The sequence below is a fragment of the Streptomyces sp. GLSS-08 genome, assembly GCF_056387915.1.
The window spans coordinates 292,224-312,724 of sequence record NZ_JBWJAQ010000009.1; the positions used below are offsets into that span (position 1 = coordinate 292,224).

18 protein-coding genes are annotated in these 20,501 nt (G+C 75.3%); 8 read left to right on the forward strand and 10 right to left on the reverse strand.

What is annotated here, in order from left to right:
- Positions 1-52 precede the first annotated feature (52 nt).
- Positions 53-2,122, forward strand: coding sequence for a PhoX family protein (locus AC0ZLC_RS18845; RefSeq protein WP_476753114.1), 2,070 nt, complete (start codon positions 53-55; stop codon positions 2,120-2,122).
- 41 nt (positions 2,123-2,163) lie between these two features.
- Here AC0ZLC_RS18845 and AC0ZLC_RS18850 read toward each other — a convergent pair whose 3' ends face one another.
- On the reverse strand, positions 2,164-3,108 hold the full coding sequence (locus AC0ZLC_RS18850) for a LysR family transcriptional regulator (protein ID WP_476753115.1): 945 nt from the start codon (positions 3,106-3,108) through the stop codon (positions 2,164-2,166).
- Between the two features lie 199 nt (positions 3,109-3,307).
- Here AC0ZLC_RS18850 and snpA point away from each other — a divergent pair, with 199 nt between their 5' ends.
- The gene (gene snpA / locus AC0ZLC_RS18855; RefSeq protein WP_476753145.1) at positions 3,308-3,961 is read left to right on the forward strand and encodes a snapalysin; all 654 of its coding nucleotides are present in this window, start codon (positions 3,308-3,310) and stop codon (positions 3,959-3,961) included.
- Positions 3,962-4,141: 180 nt separating this feature from the next.
- Here the strand turns inward: snpA and AC0ZLC_RS18860 are convergent, their stop codons facing one another.
- The 3 genes from AC0ZLC_RS18860 to AC0ZLC_RS18870 all read right to left on the reverse strand — a co-directional run bounded on the left by AC0ZLC_RS18860 (position 4,142) and on the right by AC0ZLC_RS18870 (position 7,827).
- Positions 4,142-6,085: an FUSC family protein gene (locus tag AC0ZLC_RS18860; protein WP_476753116.1), complete on the reverse strand. Its 1,944-nt coding sequence runs from the start codon at positions 6,083-6,085 to the stop codon at positions 4,142-4,144.
- 396 nt (positions 6,086-6,481) lie between these two features.
- Positions 6,482-6,904: a DUF7144 family membrane protein gene (locus AC0ZLC_RS18865; RefSeq protein WP_476753117.1), complete on the reverse strand. Its 423-nt coding sequence runs from the start codon at positions 6,902-6,904 to the stop codon at positions 6,482-6,484.
- A gap of 143 nt (positions 6,905-7,047) precedes the next feature.
- Positions 7,048-7,827: an alpha/beta fold hydrolase gene (locus AC0ZLC_RS18870; RefSeq protein ID WP_476753118.1), complete on the reverse strand. Its 780-nt coding sequence runs from the start codon at positions 7,825-7,827 to the stop codon at positions 7,048-7,050.
- A gap of 77 nt (positions 7,828-7,904) precedes the next feature.
- Here AC0ZLC_RS18870 and AC0ZLC_RS18875 point away from each other — a divergent pair, with 77 nt between their 5' ends.
- A complete protein-coding gene (locus AC0ZLC_RS18875) occupies positions 7,905-9,272 on the forward strand; it encodes an aminotransferase-like domain-containing protein (RefSeq protein WP_476753119.1) in 1,368 nt (455 codons plus the stop codon).
- Here AC0ZLC_RS18875 and AC0ZLC_RS18880 read toward each other — a convergent pair.
- Positions 9,187-10,086: a hypothetical protein gene (locus tag AC0ZLC_RS18880; RefSeq protein ID WP_476753120.1), complete on the reverse strand. Its 900-nt coding sequence runs from the start codon at positions 10,084-10,086 to the stop codon at positions 9,187-9,189. The two genes, AC0ZLC_RS18875 and AC0ZLC_RS18880, sit on opposite strands and share 86 nt — an antisense overlap.
- 188 nt (positions 10,087-10,274) lie before the next feature.
- On the opposite strand from AC0ZLC_RS18880, the gene AC0ZLC_RS18885 reads away from it, so the two are divergent.
- Complete coding sequence (locus AC0ZLC_RS18885) at positions 10,275-10,802, forward strand: SH3 domain-containing protein (RefSeq protein WP_476753121.1); 528 nt, start codon at positions 10,275-10,277, stop codon at positions 10,800-10,802.
- Between the two features lie 281 nt (positions 10,803-11,083).
- Here AC0ZLC_RS18885 and AC0ZLC_RS18890 read toward each other — a convergent pair whose 3' ends face one another.
- Positions 11,084-11,551, reverse strand: a complete 468-nt coding sequence (locus AC0ZLC_RS18890) for a hypothetical protein (RefSeq protein WP_476753122.1) — start codon at positions 11,549-11,551, stop codon at positions 11,084-11,086.
- A 107-nt stretch (positions 11,552-11,658) separates the two neighbouring features.
- Between AC0ZLC_RS18890 and AC0ZLC_RS18895 the strand changes: the two genes are divergently transcribed.
- Both AC0ZLC_RS18895 and AC0ZLC_RS18900 read left to right on the forward strand, forming a co-directional pair.
- On the forward strand, positions 11,659-12,294 hold the full coding sequence (locus AC0ZLC_RS18895) for an NAD(P)-dependent oxidoreductase (RefSeq protein WP_476753123.1): 636 nt from the start codon (positions 11,659-11,661) through the stop codon (positions 12,292-12,294).
- Between the two features lie 82 nt (positions 12,295-12,376).
- Positions 12,377-13,552: a PP2C family protein-serine/threonine phosphatase gene (locus AC0ZLC_RS18900; RefSeq protein ID WP_476753146.1), complete on the forward strand. Its 1,176-nt coding sequence runs from the start codon at positions 12,377-12,379 to the stop codon at positions 13,550-13,552.
- On the opposite strand, the gene AC0ZLC_RS18905 is transcribed toward AC0ZLC_RS18900, so the two are convergent.
- Complete coding sequence (locus AC0ZLC_RS18905; protein WP_476753124.1) at positions 13,524-15,470, reverse strand: hypothetical protein; 1,947 nt, start codon at positions 15,468-15,470, stop codon at positions 13,524-13,526. The genes AC0ZLC_RS18900 and AC0ZLC_RS18905 overlap by 29 nt on opposite strands.
- 113 nt (positions 15,471-15,583) lie before the next feature.
- Here AC0ZLC_RS18905 and AC0ZLC_RS18910 point away from each other — a divergent pair, with 113 nt between their 5' ends.
- Complete coding sequence (locus tag AC0ZLC_RS18910) at positions 15,584-16,972, forward strand: molybdopterin-dependent oxidoreductase (RefSeq protein WP_476753125.1); 1,389 nt, start codon at positions 15,584-15,586, stop codon at positions 16,970-16,972.
- 319 nt (positions 16,973-17,291) lie between these two features.
- On the opposite strand, the gene AC0ZLC_RS18915 is transcribed toward AC0ZLC_RS18910, so the two are convergent.
- The 3 genes from AC0ZLC_RS18915 to AC0ZLC_RS18925 are packed head-to-tail and all read right to left on the reverse strand — an operon-like array spanning position 17,292 to position 19,452.
- On the reverse strand, positions 17,292-18,065 hold the full coding sequence (locus AC0ZLC_RS18915) for a class I SAM-dependent methyltransferase (RefSeq protein ID WP_476753126.1): 774 nt from the start codon (positions 18,063-18,065) through the stop codon (positions 17,292-17,294).
- Complete coding sequence (locus tag AC0ZLC_RS18920) at positions 18,062-18,694, reverse strand: TIGR04282 family arsenosugar biosynthesis glycosyltransferase (protein ID WP_476753127.1); 633 nt, start codon at positions 18,692-18,694, stop codon at positions 18,062-18,064. The genes AC0ZLC_RS18915 and AC0ZLC_RS18920 overlap by 4 nt, the downstream gene beginning before the upstream one ends.
- Positions 18,691-19,452: a glycosyltransferase family 2 protein gene (locus AC0ZLC_RS18925; RefSeq protein WP_476753128.1), complete on the reverse strand. Its 762-nt coding sequence runs from the start codon at positions 19,450-19,452 to the stop codon at positions 18,691-18,693. Before AC0ZLC_RS18925 ends, AC0ZLC_RS18920 begins: the two co-directional genes overlap by 4 nt.
- Positions 19,453-19,566: 114 nt before the next feature.
- Here AC0ZLC_RS18925 and AC0ZLC_RS18930 point away from each other — a divergent pair.
- The coding region (locus AC0ZLC_RS18930) for a response regulator transcription factor (RefSeq protein WP_476753129.1) at positions 19,567-20,501 on the forward strand (935 nt) is incomplete at its 3' end.

The window sequence follows — 20,501 nt, forward strand, 5'->3', positions numbered from 1 at the left end:
CCGCGGCCACCTAGCGTCACGCTGACACCAAGGGAACATCTGGGGAGACAAAGTGCGCAAGCTGCTGCCGTTGATCGGATCGTCCGGCTCGCATCCCGGCGGCCGGTCCGCCCTGACCTGCCGGTTCCGCTGCGGCGACGCCTGCTTCCACGAAGTGCCCAACACCAGCGCGAACGCCTACGTCGGCGATGTCATCGCCGGTGCGCTCAGCCGCCGGTCGGTGATGCGCGCGGCGGCCGTCGTGACCGTCGCCACGGCGGCGGGCACGGCCGTCGCCGGCCCCGGCGCCCCGCAGGCGTCCGCGGCCGAGGCGGTCCCGGCGGCCAGGGCGGGCGGGAGCAAGGGCGCACGCGGGCTGCGTTTCCAGTCCGTCGCCCCCAACACCACCGACGCCGTGGTCGTACCCGACGGCTACCGCCAGAACGTCGTGATCCGCTGGGGCGAGCCCATCCTGCGCGGTGCCCCCGCCTTCGACCCGGAGCACCAGAGCGCCGCGGCCCAGGCCGGTCAGTTCGGCTACAACAACGACTTCCTCGCCCTGCTGCCGCTGCCGGGCGAGCGCGGCCGGCAGCTGCTCGTCGCGAACCACGAGTACACCGACGAGGTGCTCATGTTCCGGGGGTACGACCCCGAGAACCCCACCCGTGACCAGGTCGAGGTCGCCTGGGCGGCCCACGGGCTGTCCGCGGTCGTGGTCGAGGAGGACCGCAGGACCGGGCGGCTCACCCCGGTGACCCGGCACCACCTCAACCGTCGGGTCACCGCCACCACCGAGTTCCGGCTCACCGGCCCCGCCGCGGGCTCCGCCCTGCTGCGCACGTCCGCCGACCCGACCGGGCGCAAGGTCCTCGGCACCCTCAACAACTGCTCCGGCGGCACCACCCCCTGGGGCACCACGCTGCACGGCGAGGAGAACTTCAACCAGTACTTCGCGCGCGGCAGCCGGGACACCGACAAGCGGTACGGCATCGGCACCGGGACGACCGAGCGCAAGTGGGAGCGCTTCGACAAGCGGTTCGACCTCGCCCAGGAGCCGAACGAGGTGCACCGCTTCGGCTACGTCGTCGAGTTCGACCCGTACGACCCCGACTCCACGCCCCGCAAGCACACCGCCCTCGGCCGCTTCAAGCACGAGGCCGCCACCGTCCGTCTGACCGACGACGGCCGCCCGGTCGTCTACACCGGCGACGACGAGCGCTTCGACTACTTCTACAAGTTCGTCGGCAGCAAGCGGATGCGCAAGGGCAGCGGCCGGGCCGTGCGCGAGCACAACCTGTCCCTGCTCGACGAGGGCACGCTGTACGTCGCCCGGCTGACCGGCGACTCCCCGGCGGCCGAAGTCGACGGCACCGGCGCCCTCCCGTCCGACGGCGGGTTCGACGGCAGCGGTACGTGGATCCCGCTGGCCACGGCGACCGCCGACGGCGCGGTGTCGCACGTAGAGGGCATGACGGCGGAGGAGGTCTTCGTCTTCACGCGGCTCGCCGGCGACAAGGCGGGCGCGACCAAGATGGACCGGCCCGAGGACATCCAGCCCTCCCCGCACACCGGCAAGGTGTACGTGGCGCTGACCAACAACTCCAACCGCGGCAAGAGCGGCTACGCGGCGGCCGACGAGGCCAACCCCCGCAACGCCAACAAGCACGGGCACATCCTGGAGCTCACCGAACGCCGGGGCCGCGCCGAGAGCACGAGCTTCGCCTGGTCGCTGTTCCTCGTCGCGGGCGACCCCGCCGACCCGGCCACGTACTTCGCGGGCTTCCCGAAGGACCGGGTCAGCCCGATCTCGTGCCCCGACAACGTGGCCTTCGACCCGCACGGCAACCTGTGGATCTCCACGGACGGCAACCAGCTCGGCTCGCACGACGGCCTGTTCGGTGTCGCGACGCGCGGTGAGCGGCGCGGTGAGCTCAAGCAGTTCCTGACCGTGCCGACCGGCGCGGAGACCTGCGGCCCGCTCGTCCAGGACCGGCGCGTGCTCGTCGCCGTCCAGCACCCGGGCGAAGTCGACGGAGCGTCCGTCGAGAAGCCGGCGAGCACCTGGCCGGACGGCCCGGGGAAGATCGTCCGCCCGGCCGTGGTCGCCGTGTGGCGCGCGGACGGCTGCGACATCGGGGTCTGAGCGGGCCGGGGGAAGGGCGGCTGCGGGGGGGTGGCCGGATGTCAGCGGGTGGGGGTGAAGGCCCTGCGTTCGTCGCGCTCGCGTTCCAGCCACTCCCGGTACGCCGGTGCCAGCAGTGCCGTCTCCCAGTAGGCCTCCGCGAGCGCGGGGTAGACGGCGTCGACCATCGCGTCCGTGCGGGCCGCGAGCAGCAGCCGTACGCCGAGCGGGTCGCCCTCGATGCGGCGTACGGCCGCCTCCGGGCGGGACGGCGAGGTGGGCTGGCAGACCGTGACGACGTCGCCGGTCGCCACCAGGGCGGCGGCCGTGTGGTAGTCGCCGTGCAGGACGCGGGGGCTGAGTCCGGCCGCGCGCAGCATCCGGTGGACGGCGTCCCACTCGCCGTCCACCGTGGGGTCGACCATCCAGCGGTCCCCGGCCAGGTCGGCGAGGCGCACCAGGGGCCGGCCCGCCGCCGGGTGGTCCGCGGGCAGCGAGACGAACTGGGGCTCGCGTTCGATGAGGACCCGCAGCCGCAGCCCCTCCGGGACGCGCAGCGGGGAGCCCTCGACCTCGTGCACGAAGGCGACGTCGAGCTGGCCGTCGGCGACCATGCGGAGCAGGGCGTTCGGGGAGACGTTCATGTGCAGGATGGGCTCCTGCCGGCGGTCGCGCAGCCGGCGCAGCCAGCCCGCGAGGGCCCGGCTCGCGGTGGAGCCGACGCGCAGCTGGGGGCCGTCGGCGGTGGCGGCCCTGGCCTCGGCGACCAGGGAGCGCATTTCAGTCACCAGCGGCCGGGCGCGCAGCAGGACGAGGCGGCCGAGCGGGGTGGGACGGCAGCCGGTGGGTTCGCGGACGAACAGGGCCCCGCCCAGCTCCTGTTCGATCCGGCGCAGCTGGGTGCTCAACGAGGGCTGCGCCACGCCGAGCTGACGCGCGGCACGGTGCAGGCTGCCGGTGTCGGCTATGGCGCACAGGGCGCGGAGATGCCTCACCTCGAGGTCCATGCCCCGGGAGCCTAAAGCGGAACCAGGCGTCGCACCAGATGTACAAACCGCAAGCAAAAGCGGCGAGTTGGACGGCCGGACGGGGGCCGATAGCCGCGTCCTATCGGCCATTGCCATCATCACAGCGGGCGTACAGACGCCGACACTCACCGTTGACGACTTCACCCCCCACCCGAGGAGTCATCGGATGAGAGTCTCCCTGCGCCTGTCCCGTCCCCTGCTCGCGGCCGCGGTCGGTCTCGGTGTCACCGCCGCCGGTCTCGGCGCGGTCCCGGCCGCCGCGGCACCCGCTCCCGCACCGTACGCCGCCTACACCGGCTCGGCCGCGGAGGCCAAGGCCAACCAGGCGTTCTTCGAGGCGGTCATCAAGTCCGTCGCGGAGAAGCGCGCCGCCAACCCGGACGCGGCCTCCGTCACCGTCGTCTACAACGCGTCCAGCGCCCCGTCGTTCGCCACACAGATAGCCCGCAGCGCCTCGATCTGGAACAGTTCCGTGTCGAACGTGAAGCTCCAGTCGGGCTCGAACGCGGACTTCCGGTACTACGAGGGCAACGACTCACGTGGCTCCTACGCCTCCACCGACGGGCACGGCAGCGGCTACATCTTCCTCGACTACGCACAGAACCGGCAGTACAACTCCACCCGGGTGACGGCCCACGAGACCGGGCACGTGCTCGGCCTGCCGGACCACTACTCGGGTCCGTGCAGCGAGCTGATGTCGGGCGGCGGCCCCGGCACGTCGTGCACCAACGCCTACCCGAACGCGACGGAGCGTTCCCGGGTCAACCAGCTGTGGGCGAACGGCTTCGCGAAGGCGCTCGACAAGGCGCTGGCCAAGGCGGACGCCCGCTAGGGCCTGTCGGGCGGCCAAGTTCCCGTCTGCCCCGCGACAGGCCCCGGGGCCTGCCCGGCGCAGCAGACCCGGGCCCGGCCGAACGGACGGGCCCGGGTGCCGACAGTCACCCCCCACGGGTACGGACCGCCCCTGCACGGGCGGTCCGTACCGCTGTCGGCGCCGTCGTCGCGGCGGCCCTCAGTGCGGTGACGCGATCGCCCGGGCCGCCGCGACCTCCTGACGCAGGGGTTCGAGGACGCTGCCGGCGGGTCCGGTGAGGTCGGTGCGGACCTCGACGAGCTCCACGCTCTCCCGCAGCCCGTCCGACAACTCCCGCAGCTGCCTGACGACCTGGGTGATCTCGGTGGCGGAGGGCGGTGGCGCCCCCTGTCTGATCCGGACCCGGGCCGCCGTCGTCGCGTCGACGATCCGCTCGACGGCGACGACCAGTGGCCACCAGGCCGCGGCCCGCCGTCCGGTCGGCGGCGGTTCGGTCAGGGCGCGCTGGAACTCCGTACGGATGGCGGACAGATCGCGGTAGAGGCGGCGCCGCAGCCGGGCCCGGTCCGGGGGACCTGCGGTGCCGTCGAACGCGCACTCCACGTATCCGGCCGTGTCGGCCACCGCGTCCGCGAGCCGGTCGCCGACCCGTACGTGCCAGCTCTCCGGCCACAGCAGATAGCCGGCGACGAGCGCGATCGCGCACCCCATGAGGGAGTCGACCAGCCGCGGCACCAGCAGGCCGGTGCCCTGGTGGTTGAGGACGTCCGACAGCAGCAGGATCACCGGGGTGATCGCCGCGGTCTGGTAGCCGTAGCCGCGCGGGGTGAGCGCGGGGATCAGCGGGGCCAGCAGCAGGAGTACGGCGACGTCCCACCAGCCGCGCGGCACCACGGCGAGCACCACGACGGAGACGACCAGCCCGGCCACCGTGCCGAGGGCGCGCAGCAGCGCGCGGGAGAAGACGGAGCCGAAGTCGGGCTTCATCACGAAGGTGATGGTGAGGGCGACCCAGTACGAGCGGGGCACCGGGACGAGCGAGACGAGGGACTGGGCGAGCCCGACGCACAGGGCGAGGCGCAGTCCGTAGCGCCAGGAGGCGGCGGACAGCAGCACGCCGCGGGCGGCGCCGGCGGCACGGGCGCGCAGTGCGGCCGGGCGGCCGAGGCGGTCGTCGGGCGTGCGCTGCTCCCCCGTCCCGGCCGAGCGGTCGGTGACGACGTCGGCCGCGTGGCGCAGGGCGTGGTCGACGGCGCGCGAGGTCTCGGTGGTGGGGACGGGCAGGCGCAGCCCCACGGGTCCGCCGTAGCCGGTCTCGACGGCGTCCGCGAGGTGCCGGGCGGCGGTGGGGATCTCGGCGGCGAGGGGCTGTCCGGCCTGGTGGGCGGCGGGCGCGGCCTCGACGACCGGGGTGGCCGCGTTCAGCTGGGCGAGCAGCCGGACGAGCTCGGGACTGCGGCCGTGCTGGCGGGCGCGCCGGGCGACGACGAGGTCGTAGGACTGGTTGAGGGAGAGGGTGACGGCGTGCCGGGCGTCGTCGTACCGTGCGGTGCCGCAGGCCGCGAGCAGGTCCGCCACCCTGCGGTACGTGGCGGCGACGGCGGTCCGCTCCGGCACTCCGGACCGCAACGGCCAGGCGAGCAGGGCCAGGACGAGGACGAGGAGCCCGCCGCCGGTCATCAGCAGGGGCGCCAGCCACCAGGCGCCCGGCATCGGCAGTCCCGCGCCGACCACGGCGTTGAGCAGCAGCAGCAGTCCCGACACGGACGCGACGGCGCCGATCGTCGAGATCATCCCGGAGACGAGCGCGACGCAGGTGACGGCGGCGACGGCGAACCAGCCGTGCCCGTACACCGCCGCGCCGACCGTGACGCCGAGGGCGCCGAAGAGCTGCGGGACCGCGATGTTCAGGATGCGCATCCGGTACGCGTCGGCGGTGTCGCCGATGACTCCGGAGAGGGCGCCCATGGAGGCGAGGGCGCCGTAGGCGGGACGGCCCGCGGCGAGTCCGATCGCGAGGGGCAGCGTCATGGCGAGGGCGGCGCGGGCGACGGCGGCCCGGTTGACGGGGGCCCGCTCGGACCGCAGGTTCCTGACCAGCCAGTCGGGAGGGGTGAGGCCGATGGGCAACTGGCGGGGCATGTGGCCATTATGGCGGGGCGGTCCCGCCGCTCCCCGGGGTCAGCGGCACGTCGGACGTCATCACCCGCAGCCCGGCGACGGCGGGGCCGGCCGGTTCAGAGGTCCTGCCGTACGGCCCGATGAACCGGGCGAGCGTGCCGAGCACCGCCGGCGCCCCCACGAGACCGCACCGCCACCGGGCGGACGCGGCGACCAGCAGCGCGAACCCGGGGCCGGAACCCGGTGGGCACGAGCAGCCACGGCAGGAACGCCGGCAACTGCGGCACGGGGGTGATCCCGTCGCGGTCGGCCGCCCGGCAGCCGACGACCACGCTCACCCCGGCCGGCAGCAGCCCGCTCACCCAGGTGCCGGCGCACCGGGGGAGGGCTGCCGCACGGGGTCCTGCGGTGCGGCCGTCAGGGGGTGTGCGAGCGGTCCCGCGTCGCGAGGGCCCAGATGACGAACGTGGCGATCGCGATGGAGATGAGGGACCAGACGGGCGCGTACGGCAGGAACATGAAGTACTCGATGATGTAGAGGGCGGCCAGGCCGATGCCCACACCGCGCGCCCACGTCATGCCCTTGAGGATGCCGTAGCCGGTGATCGCGACCAGGATGCCGATGATGAGGTGGATCCAGCCCCACGTGGTGAGGTCGAACTCGTACACGTAGGAGCCGATGCGCTGGTAGACGTCGTCCTTGGCGATCCCCGCGATGCCGTTGAGGATGCTGAGGATGCCGCCGACCATCATCAGGATTCCGGCGAAGACCGTGCCTCCCGTCGCCCATGACGAATGGCTGGAGCGGGCGGCCTGGGGCGTCGCGGCGTGCTGGGACATGGTGGGCCTCCTGTGGACGGTTTCCTCGCAGCTTCGCCCCGGGCGCACTCGCTCGCAGCCTGTGTGAGCCGAACGGGTGACCCGGCGCCCGCGGGCAGGTGGAACGCCGGCCGTCCGGGCGGCGCCCGCGGGTCGTCGAGGCGTCAGCCGTCCAGCCGGGTCAGGAAGGCGGCCAGGGCCTCGTTGAACTCCGCGGGGCGTTCCAGGTTGGGCAGGTGGGCCGCCGACTCGACGATCCGGAGCGTGGCGTCGGGGAGCGCCGCGTGCATCGCCTCGGCGTCGGAGACCGGCGTGTACGTGTCGTCGGCGCCGACGACGACGAGGGCCGGGACGGTGACGCGGGTGAGCAGTTCCCGGTAGTCGGGGCGCAGCGCACGGCCGCGCAGGGCCGCCGCCGCGCCCTCGGGGCTGGTCGCGGTCATCATGCGGTGGACGTGCGCCGCGGCCCCGGCGTCCGCGTACGGCGCGACCATCCGGTGCAGCACCTCGTCGGCGTACCCGCGCATGCCCTCGCTCAGGAGGCGGTCCGCCATGTCGTCGCGCGCCTTCCTGCCCTCCGGTGTCTCCGCGGCAGGGAACGTGTCGGCGAGGACCAGCCCGCGGATGCGCTCGGGGAAGCGCCGGTAGCACTCCATGACGATCTGGCCGCCCATGGAGAGCCCGCCGAGCACGAACTCGCCCACCCCCAGCTCGTCCAGGAGGCCCGCGATGTCCTCGGCGAACACGCCGAGCGGGGTGACGCCGGGAACGACCGGGGAGGCGCCGTAGCCGCGCAGGTCCGGGGCGATCACCCGGCGGGCCGGCGAGAACGCGGCGATCTGCGGGCTCCACATGGTGCGGTCGAAGGGGTGGCCGTGGACCAGGACGAGGGGCAGACGCGACGAGTCGGTGCCTTTGTCCTCGTATGCGAGGAAGGGTGCCATGGGTCCGACCCTAGGGTTCCCCAACTCCTCGGTGCAATAAGATCTTTGCCCTCGGTGCAATGCGGGAGGGCGGGGGCGTGGGGGACTACCGGCGGATCGCCGACCGGATCGCGGACGACATCACCGCCGGGCGCCTCGCGCCGGGCGAACAACTGCCCACCCAGCGGGCCTTCGCGCGGCGCCGCCGCATCGCCGTCTCGACGGCCGGGCGGGTGTACGGCGAACTCGTGCGGCGCGGTCTGGTGGTCGGCGAGGTCGGACGCGGCACGTTCGTGCGGGCCGCGCCGGTGCCCTCGGGCCGCGCCCTGGCCGAGCCGTCGGCCCTCGCACCGGTCAACCTGGAGCTCAACTACCCCTCCGCGCCCGGCCAGTCGGAGCTCCTCGCCGCCGGCCTCGCGCCGCTCCTGCGCCCCGAGACGCTGGCGGAGTCCCTGCGGACGGCGTCCGCGGCGGGGACGGCGGCCGCCCGCGAGGCTGCCGCCGCGCTCCTCGCCACCCCGGGCTGGCGCCCCGCGCCCTCCCGGCTCCTCTTCGCCGGCAACGCCCGGCAGGCCGTCGCCGGGGCGCTCGCCTCCCTGGTGCGCCCGGGTGGCCGCGTCGGCGTCGAGTCCCTGACGTATCCGCTGGTCAAGGAGATCGCGGCGCGGCTGGGCATCGTGCTCGTGCCGCTGGCCATGGACGAGGAGGGGCTGCGCCCGGACGCGCTGGCCGCCGCGCACCGCGGCTCTCCGCTCTCCGCGGTCTACGTCCAGCCGACCCTGCACAACCCGACCTCGCTGACGACGGGGGCCGGGAGGCGGGCTGAACTCGCCGCCACGGTGCGGCGGTTGGATCTGCCAGTCGTCGAGGACCGCATCTGGTCCTTCCTGCACGGGGGCGAGGAGCCGCTCGCCGCGTACGCCCCGGAGCGCACCCATGTCGTCGACGGGCTCTCCAAGCGGGTCGCGCCGGGGCTCACGGCCGGGTTCCTCGTCGTGCCCGAGGGACGGCAGGAGCCGGTGGCGCGGGCGCTGCGGTCCGGGGGGTGGACGGCGGCACGGTTCGCGCTGGAGGCCGCGGTGCGCTGGACCGGCGACGGCACGGTGGACCGCCTCGTGGCCGCCAAACGGGCGGACGCGGAACGGCGGCAGCGGCTCGCCGCCCGGCACCTGGACGGCTTCGCGGTGCGGACGGACCCGCGGGCGTACTACGTCTGGTGGCGGCTCCCGGCGCCCTGGCGCGCGGACACGTTCACGGCGGCGGCGGCGCGGCACGGCATCGCGGTCACACCGGGGCCGGCCTTCCATGTGTCCGGGAGCCGGAGCGGACCGGCCGCCGGGCGGGCGGGCGTCCCGCAGATCGCCACCGCCGCGGACTCCGTCAGGCTCGGACTCGCGTCGGTTCCTCCGCCGGAACTGACGCGGGCCCTGCGGACACTCGCCGAAGTCGCGCGATCCGCTCCGTGAGCAGCGCGCCCAGCGCGACGGCGAGGCCGAGCCCCAGCAGCAGCCAGGAGACCGTGCGCAGCGTGCCGGTGAGCGTGTCGTAGATCGCGCCCGCCGCCGCGTGGGACACGTCGACGGGCAGTCCCGACAGGGTCAGCCGGCGGCCGACGGCGACGGCGACGGCGAGCAGCGCGGCCCCGAGGGCCGTACCGAGCCCCGTCGCCACCACCGCCCGTCGGCGGCACACCGCGACGAGCACACCCGCCACCGCCAGCGCGACGGTCACGGTCGGCAGCCAGAAACCGGCGATCTCGAGCACGTGAAACCCTTTCCGTAGCTGGGCCAGCTCGGCGGAGCGCAGCACCGTGATCTCGGAGTGCTCGACCGGAATGCGGTGGGCGAACGGCACGTGGTCGGCGGTGAGCTGACGCTTGACCTGCGCGGCGACGGGGGCGACGTCGAGCGTGACGGTCCGCTCGTCGTCGTCGCGCAGCGCCCGCATCACGGCGTCGTAGGCGGCCTGGTTGGCGGTGTCCCACGCGACGTGGAAGGCGGGCGTCCTGGTGAAGGAGCGCACGGCCGCGTGCACGAAGGAGCGCACCGGCCGGCGCAGCCGCGGTGTCACCTCGACCTCGCGCATGATGCCGTCCGTGGTGGCCGCGGCGATCGCCTCGCGGACCGCCGGGTCGGTGGCGAGCGGCGCCGTCATGGCCTCGTACCGGCCGCTGTCGCCGATCTCGTACGTCGCCCACGAGGTGAGGGCGCCGACCGGTGCGAGCAGGCAGGCGAGGACGATCAGCACGGCCGACAGGGCGCTCCGGGCACGTTGGGACACCCCGTCAGGACAGTCCCCGACGGCGCCTTGTGCGAGCGGTTTGAGTGCATATGGGCGCATATGACAAGCCCTTCGGGGGAGTGGGGGTCCCCCGGGGCGGAGCACCGGCGAAAACCCCGTGATTCCGGGCTCCGGTGGAGGCCTCCGCCGAACGGGTGTTACCTGGAGGCGGGGAAAGGAGGCCGATCATGCGCACCACCCCGGTCCTGCGGACCTGTGCCGCGGCCCTGTTCACCGGCGGTGTCCTCACCGTCGCGGTGGCGGGCCCCTCGACGGCGGCGGCCCCGTCGAACCACCCTGCGAGCAGCGGCTCGGACGGCCCCGTGTGGGGCACCGTCGTCTCGAGCGGCGACCTCAACCTCAGACAGCTGCCCACCAGTTCCTCGGCCCTCGTCGGCAAGCTGCCGCCGGGGAGCGAGGACCGCGTCCAGTGCGCGGTGAAGGGGCAGAGCGTCTCCGGCAACCCGTACTGGTTCTGGCTCGCCGGAGCCCGGGCCTGGGCGAGCGCCGCCTTCGTCGACATCGGCGACCAGGGGGTGCCGAGCTGCTCGGATCCCTGTCCCGGCTGGAAGGACCGGTCCCAGAACCCGTCGTGGCACTGCAACCCCGCGTACGACCCCTCGGACGACGCGCACGCCTCGGGCTCCGGGTACTGGAGCTTCAGCGCCTCGGGCTCCTGGAGCTGGAGCGTCTCGGTCTCCTCGTCCGGCGGATAGCGGCCGAGAGGCCCGAACGTCGTCCGTCGGACAGCGGCCGAGAGGCCCGAACGCCAGCGGCCCGGAGGCCCCGGACGCAGGCCCGAACGCACGCCCGAATGCACGCCCGAGAGGCCCCGGCGGAATCCGCCGGGGCCTCTCTCACGGCCGGTCGGCCGGTCAACCGGTTGCGCCCCGGGCGAAGAGCCGGTGACGGCGCTGCGGTCTCACGGCCGGTTACGGCCCTGCGGGCGACCGGAGCGGTCCCGGCCCCCCGCAGGGCCGTAACCGCTCCGGGGACTTCAGCGCGGGACCGGGCGGCCCTGCGCGTCCTCGTGCGTGTAGTAGCGGTAGAACATCGCGACGAAGACGCCCGCCGTCACCGCCACGGCCATCAGCACGGACCACAGGAGCGTCGAGTGCGACTGGCTGTGCAGGAATCCGACCGAGACGCCGGCGAAGACCGCCCACAGCAGCGCGTGCGGCTCCCGCCGCAGCCGGGGCGCCGTCGCACGGATGCCGAACCACAGCGCCATGAACGCGATCGCGCACACGAAGCCGAAGAGCACGTTCCAGGCGGTGACGGCCCCGGCATCGCGCCTGATCTGCGCCGCCCAGAACCCGTAGACCAGACCGAGCAGCACGGGAACGGCCATGTGGGCGCGCGCGCCGAAGACGTCCGGCCGACGCGAGGTGCGGTCGGTGCCGGGGCTCCGCCCGGTCCTTCCCTGCGTGTGTGGTGTCCCTGACGTGGGTGCCGCTTGAGCCATGGGAACACTCCTCTCTCTCCTCGCCCCCGACTTCCAGGGCACACCCCTCCCAGGGGGGCTGGCAAGTCGGGATGCGGGCCTCCCGGCACCGTGTTTCGCTGGGCGTCATGAAGCTCGTACTCTTCGGCGCGACAGGCATGGTCGGCAGCCGCATCGCGACGGAGGCGTCGGCGCGCGGCCACCACGTCACGGCCGTGAGCCGGTCCGGGCAGTCCCCGATCCCCGGAGTGACGGCCACGGCCGCGGACGCGGCGGACCCGGCGAAGGTCGCCGCGCTGGCCGCGGGCGCCGACGCGGTCGCCTCGGCGTGCGTGCCGCCCCGGGACGGCTCCGACCCGCGCGAGCCGTTCCTCGCGCTCAACGAGTCCCTGGTGCGCGGCACCCGCGAGGCCCGGGTGGCGCGGCTCGTGGTCGTCGGCGGCGCGGGCAGCCTGGAGGTCTCGCCCGGCCGGGTCCTCGCCGACCAGCCCGGTTTCCCTGCGGCGTTCCTCCCCGAGGCCCGCGCCCACCGTGACGTCCTCGCCTTCTACCGCACCGTCGACGACCTCGACTGGACGTGCCTCTCCCCGGCCGCCGAGATCTCCCCCGGCGCCCGCACCCACCACTACCGCCTCGGCGGCGACACACTGCTCACCGACGAGCACGGCAACAGCCGGATCAGCGCCGAGGACTACGCCGTCGCCTTCGTCGACGAACTGGAGCAGGGCGCACACCCGCATGCCCGGATCTCGGTCGCGTACTGACCGGGCGGATGCGGGCAGGGTGAGCAGTCTGCGCGGGACGGAGCGGGCCGCGCGGCACGGGCCGGAGCGGGGCCGCCGGGCCGTGCTCGACCGGCTGCTCGGCGCCCGCCGCGAGCCGGACCCGGCCGCCCGCCAGCGGCTCCTGCGGATCCGTGGCCGCAGCGTCGCCTGGGTTCCGCCGCTGCTGCTGCTCCTCGGCATCGGGGTGCTCGACTGGAACACCTCCGGCGAGTTCCGGATCATCTCCTGGATCGTGCTGGTGCCGGGGATCGCCGCCGCGATCTGCGGGGTGTGGGGCACCGCGGTCTTCGCCGTGCTCGCGGTGGCCACCTACGTCGTCGTGGACACGTCCTGGCCGCACCAGTACCAGACCGGGCTGCCCGACTTCATCCTGGTCACCGCGGGCGGGGTCCTGGCGACGCTGGCCTGCGCGGTACGGGTGCGCGGCGAGCGGCGCATGGTGCACATGCGGGACATCGCGGAGACCACCCGGCGGGCGGTGCTGCGACCGCTGCCGCCGGGCTGGGGCGGCCTCGACCACGCGGCCGTGTACCTCTCGGCGGACGTCGAGGCCCGGGTCGGCGGCGACTTCTACGACATCCAGCCGGGCCCCCACGGCACCCGTGTCCTGCTCGGGGACGTCCAGGGCAAGGGGCTGGGGGCGGTGGAGACGGCGTCCGCGATGCTCGGCACGTTCCGCGAGTCGGCGTACCACGAGGCAGCCCTCGGCACGGTCGCCGCGCGGCTGGAGGTACGGATGCTGCGGCACGTCCGCTACTGCGACGCGGTCGGACGGGCCGACGGCGACCGCTTCGCCACCGGCGTCCTGGTCGGCTTCCGCGAGGACGCCCCGGACGAGGTCGAGGTCGTCAACTTCGGCCACGAACCGCCGCTCGTGGTCGCCCCCGGCGGGGTGCGCTCCCTTCCGCCGGGTGACGGACTGCCGCTCGGGCTGGGCGAGTTGGCGGGCGGGCTGCCGCCCGTGCTGCGGGTGCCGCTCGCGCCCGGCGAGACGCTGCTCCTCGTCACCGACGGGGTGACGGAGGCGCGGGACGGCGACGACGTCTTCTTCCCGCTCCTCGACCGGGTCGCCGCCGCCCTGGCCGCCGATCCGCGCACCGTCGAACCCCGGCGGCTCGTCCGGCTGGTCCGCGACGGCACGCTGCGGCACAGCGGCGGGCGCCTGGAGGACGACACGACGGTCTTCGCCGTCCGCCGGCCCGCGGTGCTCACCAGCCGGTCAGCAACAGGTGGTTGACGAGCAGCGCGAGGACGGCCTGAGCGGCGAGCCAGCCACGGGGACGTGTCAGGAACGCCCCCGCGGCGGACAGCCAGACGGCGAACGGCAACCAGATCCGCTCGGTCTCCGCCTTGCTCATCCCCGACAGGTCGGCGACGAGCAGCGCGAGCAGCGCGGCGAGCACGAGCACGGCGAGCCGCCCTTCACCGCCTGGCTGAGGCCACCTGTACGCCGGGCCGCCGCCCCCGGCCGGCGCCGGGCGAGGCGAGGCGGCCACCGGCCCGGCGGCCCGGACCGGATCCACCGGATGCGCGGCGGAACGGGCCCCGGTCTGTTCGGTGGTGCACCGGCGCGGTTCCGCCGCGGGGCGGCCGGTACGGTCGGGACCCGCGGGACGCGCGGCGGATTGCCCGCTTCGGGCGGTGGGCCGGGCGTCGGGCGGCGCGGGGCGCGCGTCCGATCGGGCGGGCCGGTCGCCGGGCCCGGTGGGGCCTGCATCCGACGCCGCTGGCTGGGTGCCGGACTGGGTGGGGCGGGTGTTCGGCGGAGTGGGGCGGGCGTCGGGGCCGACGGGGTGGTGGCCGGGGCGGCCGTCGGACCGTGCGGGCTGGGCGTCGGGCCCAGCGGGCCGGGCGTGGGGCCCGGTGGGCCGGGCATCGGGCGGCGCGGAGCTGGCGTCAGACCGAGCGCGCCGGGCGTCGGGCGTCGCGGGGTGGACGTCGGGCCCGGCGGAGTGGGTGTCGGACCGAGTATCGGGCCCAGCGGGGGCGACGGACCGGGCGTCGGGCCCGGCGCGGTGGGCGTGCGGAGCGGTGGGGCTGTGGCCGGGGCGGAGGGCGGAGCGGGCCAGGGGGCCGGCCGTGACGGTGGTGCGGCGCAGGCCCGCGACCGTGGCGGGGCCCACCAGCAGCACCGTGCACGCGAGGTTCGCCCACACCCAGTAGCCGTACGGCCTGATGCCGCCCGCCCCCTGGTGGTAGCGCACCACCAGCAGGCGGTACGCCTCCCACCAGTCGAAGCCCAGCAGGGTGAACGCCAGCGGCACGACGACGGCGCCCGCGGCCAGGAACGGCAGGACCCGCACCCGCCGCCGCCCGAGCAGCAGCACCGCACCGGCGATCACCGCGGTCAGCGTGAGCCCGTACGAGAGGTAGCCGGTCAGTCCGAAGAGGAGACCGGAGCCGAGCGCGGCGGACCTCGGCCGGTGCCCCGTGACCGCGAGGGCCAGCAGCGCCAGGGCCCAGGCCGCGACCGCCGCGAAGTAGCCGTCGGCGGAGGTGCCCGCCCACACGGCGGCCGGCGCGAGGACGAGGAAGGGCGCCGCCCGCCGGGCGAGGGCCTCCCCGGCCAGGGCGCGGACGGTCACCAGCACCGCCGTGCAGGCCGTCGCCCCGACCGTGACGCACCAGACCCCGGCCCACGCCCCGCCGCCCAGTCCGACGCGGTCCAGCAGGACGAACGTGAGGGTCGCCGCCGGGGGATGCCCGGCGACGTGCGGCTGCCAGTGGCCGGGGGAGTGCAGCAGGATGTGGTGGGTGAAGTCCCGCACGGTGCCCGGGATGTCGTCGAAGCGGTCGACGGCCCGCAGGTACTCGTACCTGGTCGTCAGGCGCTGGGCGACCCCGCGGTGCCAGCCGTCGACGAGCGCGAGTGAGAACGTCCACGCCGTCGCCGTCCCCCACGCGGCACCGAGCAGCGCACGCCACGGCAGGCGGGCGGCGAGCCGCGGCCCGTACGCCACGGCGGCGGCGGCCACCACGAGCGCGGCGGGGGTGCCGGGCCCCAGGTGCGGCTCCCAGTACGCGTACAGCGGCGGCCAACCGACGTGCAGGGTGCCGTCGTCGCGCTCGATGGCGGCACCGACCAGCACGGCCGCCACGACGAGCAGCGCCGCCGCCAGGACGGCGGCGAGGTCACGCAGGAGATCACGGGTCACACCGGCACGCTAGGCGGGGGCACCCCGCACCGGGTTCCTCCACGCGTGGACGTCAGCGTTTCGTCATCGGTCCAAGCCCCTTCGGCGGGCGGGTGGCGTCCTACGGTCGGGACATGCGCGACCATCAGCCCTCCGCCTCCCGCGTCTCCCCTGTCGCCCGTGTCTGCCGCGTGTTCTCCCCCGGCTCGCCGTCGTCGCCCGCCTCGCCCGGCTTCTGGCGCAGCCCCCTGCGCGGGCCCTGGTTCACCTCGGTGCTCGGTGTCGTCCTGCTCGCCGGGATCACGGTGCTGTTCCTGACGGGACTGCTCTCGTACGCCGCCTACAACCCGGGCCTGTCCCCGGTCAACGACAAGACCCCGGACAAGGGCCTGCTCGGCCTCTACCTCTTCCCGTGGCCGACGGACCCCGTCTGGCTGTACCGCGTTACGCAGGGCGTGCACGTCACGCTCGGCCTGGTCCTGCTCCCCGTACTCCTGGCGAAGCTCTGGTCGGTCGTGCCGAAGCTGTTCACGCTGCCCCCGGCGCGGTCGCTCGCGCACGGCCTGGAGCGGATCTCGCTGCTTCTGCTCGTCGGCGGTGCCCTGTTCGAGTTCACGACGGGCGTCCTGAACGTCCAGCTCGACTACGTCTTCCCCGGCTCCTTCTATCCGCTGCACTTCTACGGCGCGTGGGTGTTCCTCGCCGCGTTCGTCACGCACGCGGTGCTGCGGGTCCCGGCGGCGGTACGAAACCTGCGGCATCCGCGGACCGGGTCGACGGGGGAGGATGTTTCACGTGAAACACCGCCCTCCGGGGACGACACTCCCGCGGGCACAACGGAGTTGACACCCTCGGCGACCGCCGTGTCCGGGCAGGGGCTGGTGTCACCGGACCCCGCCTCCCCCACCGTCTCCCGGCGCGGCGCCCTCGGCCTGGTCGGCGGCGGCTCGCTGCTCCTCCTCGTCACGACGGCCGGCCGCAGCTTCGACGGGGCGCTGCGCGAGAGCGCCGTACTCGCACCCCACGGCGGCCCCGAACCGGGCTCCGGCGCCGCCGCGTTCCAGGTCAACAAGACGGCCGCGGCGGTCGGCATCGACGCCGCGGAGACGACCGAAGAGGCCTGGCGGCTGGTCGTCACCGGCCGCACCGGGACCGTCCGGCTGAGCCGCGCCGCCCTCCTGCGGCTCCCGCAGCACGGCGCGGCCCTGCCCATCGCCTGCGTGGAGGGCTGGTCGACGTCCGACCAGTCGTGGCGCGGCGTACGGCTGCGCGACCTGGCCGCGCTGGTTGGCCACGCGGACGGCGCGGACGTACTCGTGGAGTCCCTCCAGCGCCACGGCGCGTTCCGCAGGGCGGCCCTGCGCGCCAACCAGGTCGCCGACCCGCGTTCCCTGCTCGCGCTGTACGTCAACGGCGAGCCCCTGACCCCCGACCACGGCCACCCCGCGCGCGTCATCGTCCCGGCGGCGCCCGGCGTGCACAACACCAAGTGGGTGGCCCGGATGACGTTCGGAGACCTGTGATGCGCACCCCCCGGCGGTTCCCCGTCGGCAGCCCGCCGCACCTCCTGCTGCTCGGCTGCTCGTTCACACTCGCCGCCTATGCGGCGGTGCGGCTGCTCGCCGACGACTGGCTCGGGGTGGCGGTGTGGTTCGTGGGCGCGGCGCTGCTGCACGACCTGGTGCTGCTGCCGCTGTACGTGGCGGCGGACCGGGCCGTCGGCGGGGCGCTCGGCGCGGCCGGCCGCCGGGAGTGGCGTGCTCACGTCCGCGTCCCGGCGGCGCTGTCGGGGCTGCTCCTGCTGGTGTGGTTCCCGCTGGTCAGCGGGCGGGTCGCGGACCGTTACGCGTCCGCCACGAGCCTGTCGGGCGACGGGTTCCTCGCCCGGTGGCTGCTGATCACCGCGGCGCTGTTCACGGGCTCGGCGGTCCTGCTCGTCCTGCGGACGTCGAGGGCGTCGCGCCGGCGCAGGGCGGCGAAGGAACGCCCGCCTGCGGTCCACTGAGCCTCCCGCCGGAAACCCGCGCGGCGGGCGTGTCGCAGCAGGGCCGGGGTGCCGAGGCGGGCCCAGGGGAAGGGGGTGCCGGCCGCGCCGCGGCCGTCGGCTACCCGCACGTGGACCCGTTCGTCGACGTCCACGGAGGCGCTCTCGGCGATCAGCAGGCCACCGGGGGCCAGGAGCCGGGCGATCCGCCGCAGCAGGACGCCCGGTTCACCGCCGATGCCCACGTTGCCGTCGATGAGGAGCGCGGTGCCCCAGCGGCCCTCGCCCGGCAGCGGGTCGAACACGGACCGCAGCAGGGCCTGCCCGCCGAGCCGCAGGGTGTGCGCGACGGCGGCCTCACTGACGTCTACACCGAGCGCCGAACGGCCGCGCGCCGCGAGCTCCGCGACGAGCCGCCCGGGCCCGCAGCCCACGTCGAGGACTGCGCCCTCGCACCGCCCCAGCACCTCCAGGTCCGCCGTGTCGGCACCCGCGCACCACCGCTCCACCTCCAGCGGCAGCAGCCAGCCGTCGCTGCGGTGCAGGAAGAGCGGGCCGCGGCCGGCGCGCAGCGCGTCGGCGTAGGGGTCGGCGCACCAGGCCGGTGCGGCGCCGGCGACCGGTGCGCTCATCGGCCGGCGCCCGCGGTCAGCCGGGCCAGTTCCGCGGCGAAGCGCCCGTCCGGCGCGCAGGCCGCGACCCGCGCCGCGTCGGGCGCCGTGTCGACGTCCCGCAGCACCGGCAGGTCCCGTACCCGCAGACCGGCCGCGGTGAGCCGGTCCCGCTGCACGGCGCCGGTGGCCGCCGTCGACATCGGGACGCCCCGCACCAGGTCCGGGTCCGGTTCGGCCATGCCCAGCGCCCAGAAGCCGCCGTCCGCGGCCGGGCCGAAGCAGGCGTCGGTGCTCCGCCAGTCGACGGTGAGGAGTCCGGGCGTCACCTGGGGGGTGTCCATGCCGATCAGCAGGGCCGGTCCGGCGCAGCCCGCGAACGCGTCGGCGAGGCGCTCGTCGAGGCCGCCGGCGCACTGCGGTACGACGTCGAAGCCGGGCGGCAGCCAGCGGCCGGGCGTGCCGTCCAGCACCAGGACGCGGCGCCGGGCCGGGGCGGCCAGCACCGCGTGCAGGGTGTCGGCGAGCGCGGCCCCGGCGAGCGCCGCCGCCTCCTTCGGGGTGAACGGCGGGGTGAGCCGCGTCTTCACCCGGCCGGGACGCGGCTCCTTGGCGATGACCAGCAGGGTGGTGGCGCGGGCGGTGTTCACCGGGCGCCGCCTCCTTCGGCAAGGGGGGCCGGCGCGGGCGCCGGTGCCGGTTCGGCGAGCACCCGGCTCATGTCGCGGACCGCCTGCCAGGTGCCGCGCCAGGTGCCGGTCACCTTGGAGGCACCGCTGCGGGGCAGATACGGCACGTCGTGCTCGGTGACGCGCCAGCCGGCGTAGGCGGCGCGGACGACCATCTGCAGGGGGTAGCCGCTGCGCCGGTCGGTGAGCCCGAGGGCGAGCAGCGGGGCGCGGCGGGCGGCGCGCAGCGGACCGAGGTCGTGCAGGCGCAGGCCGGTGCGGCGGCGCAGCATCCGGGACAGGACGAGGTTGCCCGCACGGGCGTGCGCCGGCCAGGCGCCCCGGCCCCGCGGGCGCCGCCTGCCGAGGACCAGGTCGGCCCGGCCGTCCAGGACCTCACGGACGAACGGCACGAGCAGTGACGGGTCGAGCGAGGCGTCGCAGTCGCAGAAGCACACGACGTCCGCCGTGGCCGCGGTCAGCCCCGCGTGGCAGGCGGCGCCGAAGCCGCGGCGCTCCTCGTGGACGACACGCGCGCCGAGTGCGCGGGCGAGGTCCGCGGATCCGTCCGTGGAGCCGTTGTCCACGACCAGCGCGCGCCAGCCGGGCGGGATGCGGGCGAGGACCCAGGGGAGGGCCTCGGCCTCGTTCAGACAGGGCAAAACCACGTCGACGGGTGCCGTGTCCGTGGCTGGGGCCGTTTCCGGGCCCGGTGCGGGAGAGGTCGTCACGGGTTTCACCCTACGAACGCAAAAGGGGCGAAGCGGACTCCGGCTCCTTACGAAACACGGACGTCCGGGCGTCCGGGCCGCTCGGGGGCGGCGCCCGGACCCGCGCGGTGCGACGCTGGCGGCATGGAGCAGCAGCCGTACGAGTCACCAGGTCCCGGCCGGGGGGCGCGGGTCCTCGTCGTCGACGACGACCCCACCGTGGCCGAGATCGTGTCCGGTTACCTGGACCGCGCGGGTTACGCGGTGGACCGGGCGGGTGACGGCCCCGAGGCGCTCGCCCGGGCCGCCGCGCACCGGCCCGACCTCGTGGTCCTCGACCTGATGCTCCCGGGGATGGACGGCCTGGAGGTGTGCCGGCGGTTGCGGGCGCGCGGGCCGGTGCCCGTCGTCATGCTCACCGCCCGCGGGGACGAGGACGACCGCATCCTCGGCCTGGAGGTGGGCGCCGACGACTACGTCACCAAGCCCTTCAGCCCGCGTGAGCTGGTGCTGCGCGTGGAGTCCGTACTGCGCCGCACCGGGCCCGCCGCGGGGGTGCGCCCGCTGCGGTCCGGCGGTCTCGCCGTCGACCCCGGTGCCCGCCGCGCCACCAAGGACGGCGCCGAACTGGCGCTCACCGTGAGGGAGTTCGACCTGCTCGCGTTCTTCCTGCGGAATCCCGGCCGGGCGTTCGGGCGGGAGGAGCTGATGCGCGAGGTCTGGGGCTGGGACTTCGGTGACCTGTCGACCGTCACGGTCCACGTCCGCCGCCTGCGCGGCAAGGTCGAGGACGACCCCGCCCGCCCCCGCCTGATCCACACGGTGTGGGGGGTGGGCTACCGCTTCGAGGGTCCCGCCGTCCCGGAGAACCCCCGGGGCACGGGGGAACCCGCCTCGGCCGCCGGCGGGCCCGCCTCGGCCGCCGGCGGGCCCGCCCCGGCCCGCAGAGAACCCACCCCGGTCGCAGGCGGACCCGCCCCGGCCGCCCCCGCCCCCGGGGACCCCGCCCCGGCCCGCGGAGAACCCGCCCCGGCCGCCCCCCCCCCAGACGAACCCCTCCCCGACGCCCCCGTCCCCCC

What these genes read in the sequence shown, in the direction of transcription:
- AC0ZLC_RS18850 (WP_476753115.1), bottom strand. Translation starts at nt 3,108, where the DNA reads ATGGACCTCGAGGTGAGGCATCTCCGCGCCCTGTGCGCCATAGCCGAC.
- AC0ZLC_RS18860 (WP_476753116.1), bottom strand. Translation starts at nt 6,085, where the DNA reads ATGCCCCGCCAGTTGCCCATCGGCCTCACCCCTCCCGACTGGCTGGTC.
- AC0ZLC_RS18865 (WP_476753117.1), bottom strand. Translation starts at nt 6,904, where the DNA reads ATGTCCCAGCACGCCGCGACGCCCCAGGCCGCCCGCTCCAGCCATTCG.
- AC0ZLC_RS18870 (WP_476753118.1), bottom strand. Translation starts at nt 7,827, where the DNA reads ATGGCACCCTTCCTCGCATACGAGGACAAAGGCACCGACTCGTCGCGT.
- AC0ZLC_RS18885 (WP_476753121.1), top strand. Translation starts at nt 10,275, where the DNA reads ATGCGCACCACCCCGGTCCTGCGGACCTGTGCCGCGGCCCTGTTCACC.
- AC0ZLC_RS18890 (WP_476753122.1), bottom strand. Translation starts at nt 11,551, where the DNA reads ATGGCTCAAGCGGCACCCACGTCAGGGACACCACACACGCAGGGAAGG.
- AC0ZLC_RS18895 (WP_476753123.1), top strand. Translation starts at nt 11,659, where the DNA reads ATGAAGCTCGTACTCTTCGGCGCGACAGGCATGGTCGGCAGCCGCATC.
- AC0ZLC_RS18910 (WP_476753125.1), top strand. Translation starts at nt 15,584, where the DNA reads ATGCGCGACCATCAGCCCTCCGCCTCCCGCGTCTCCCCTGTCGCCCGT.
- AC0ZLC_RS18915 (WP_476753126.1), bottom strand. Translation starts at nt 18,065, where the DNA reads ATGAGCGCACCGGTCGCCGGCGCCGCACCGGCCTGGTGCGCCGACCCC.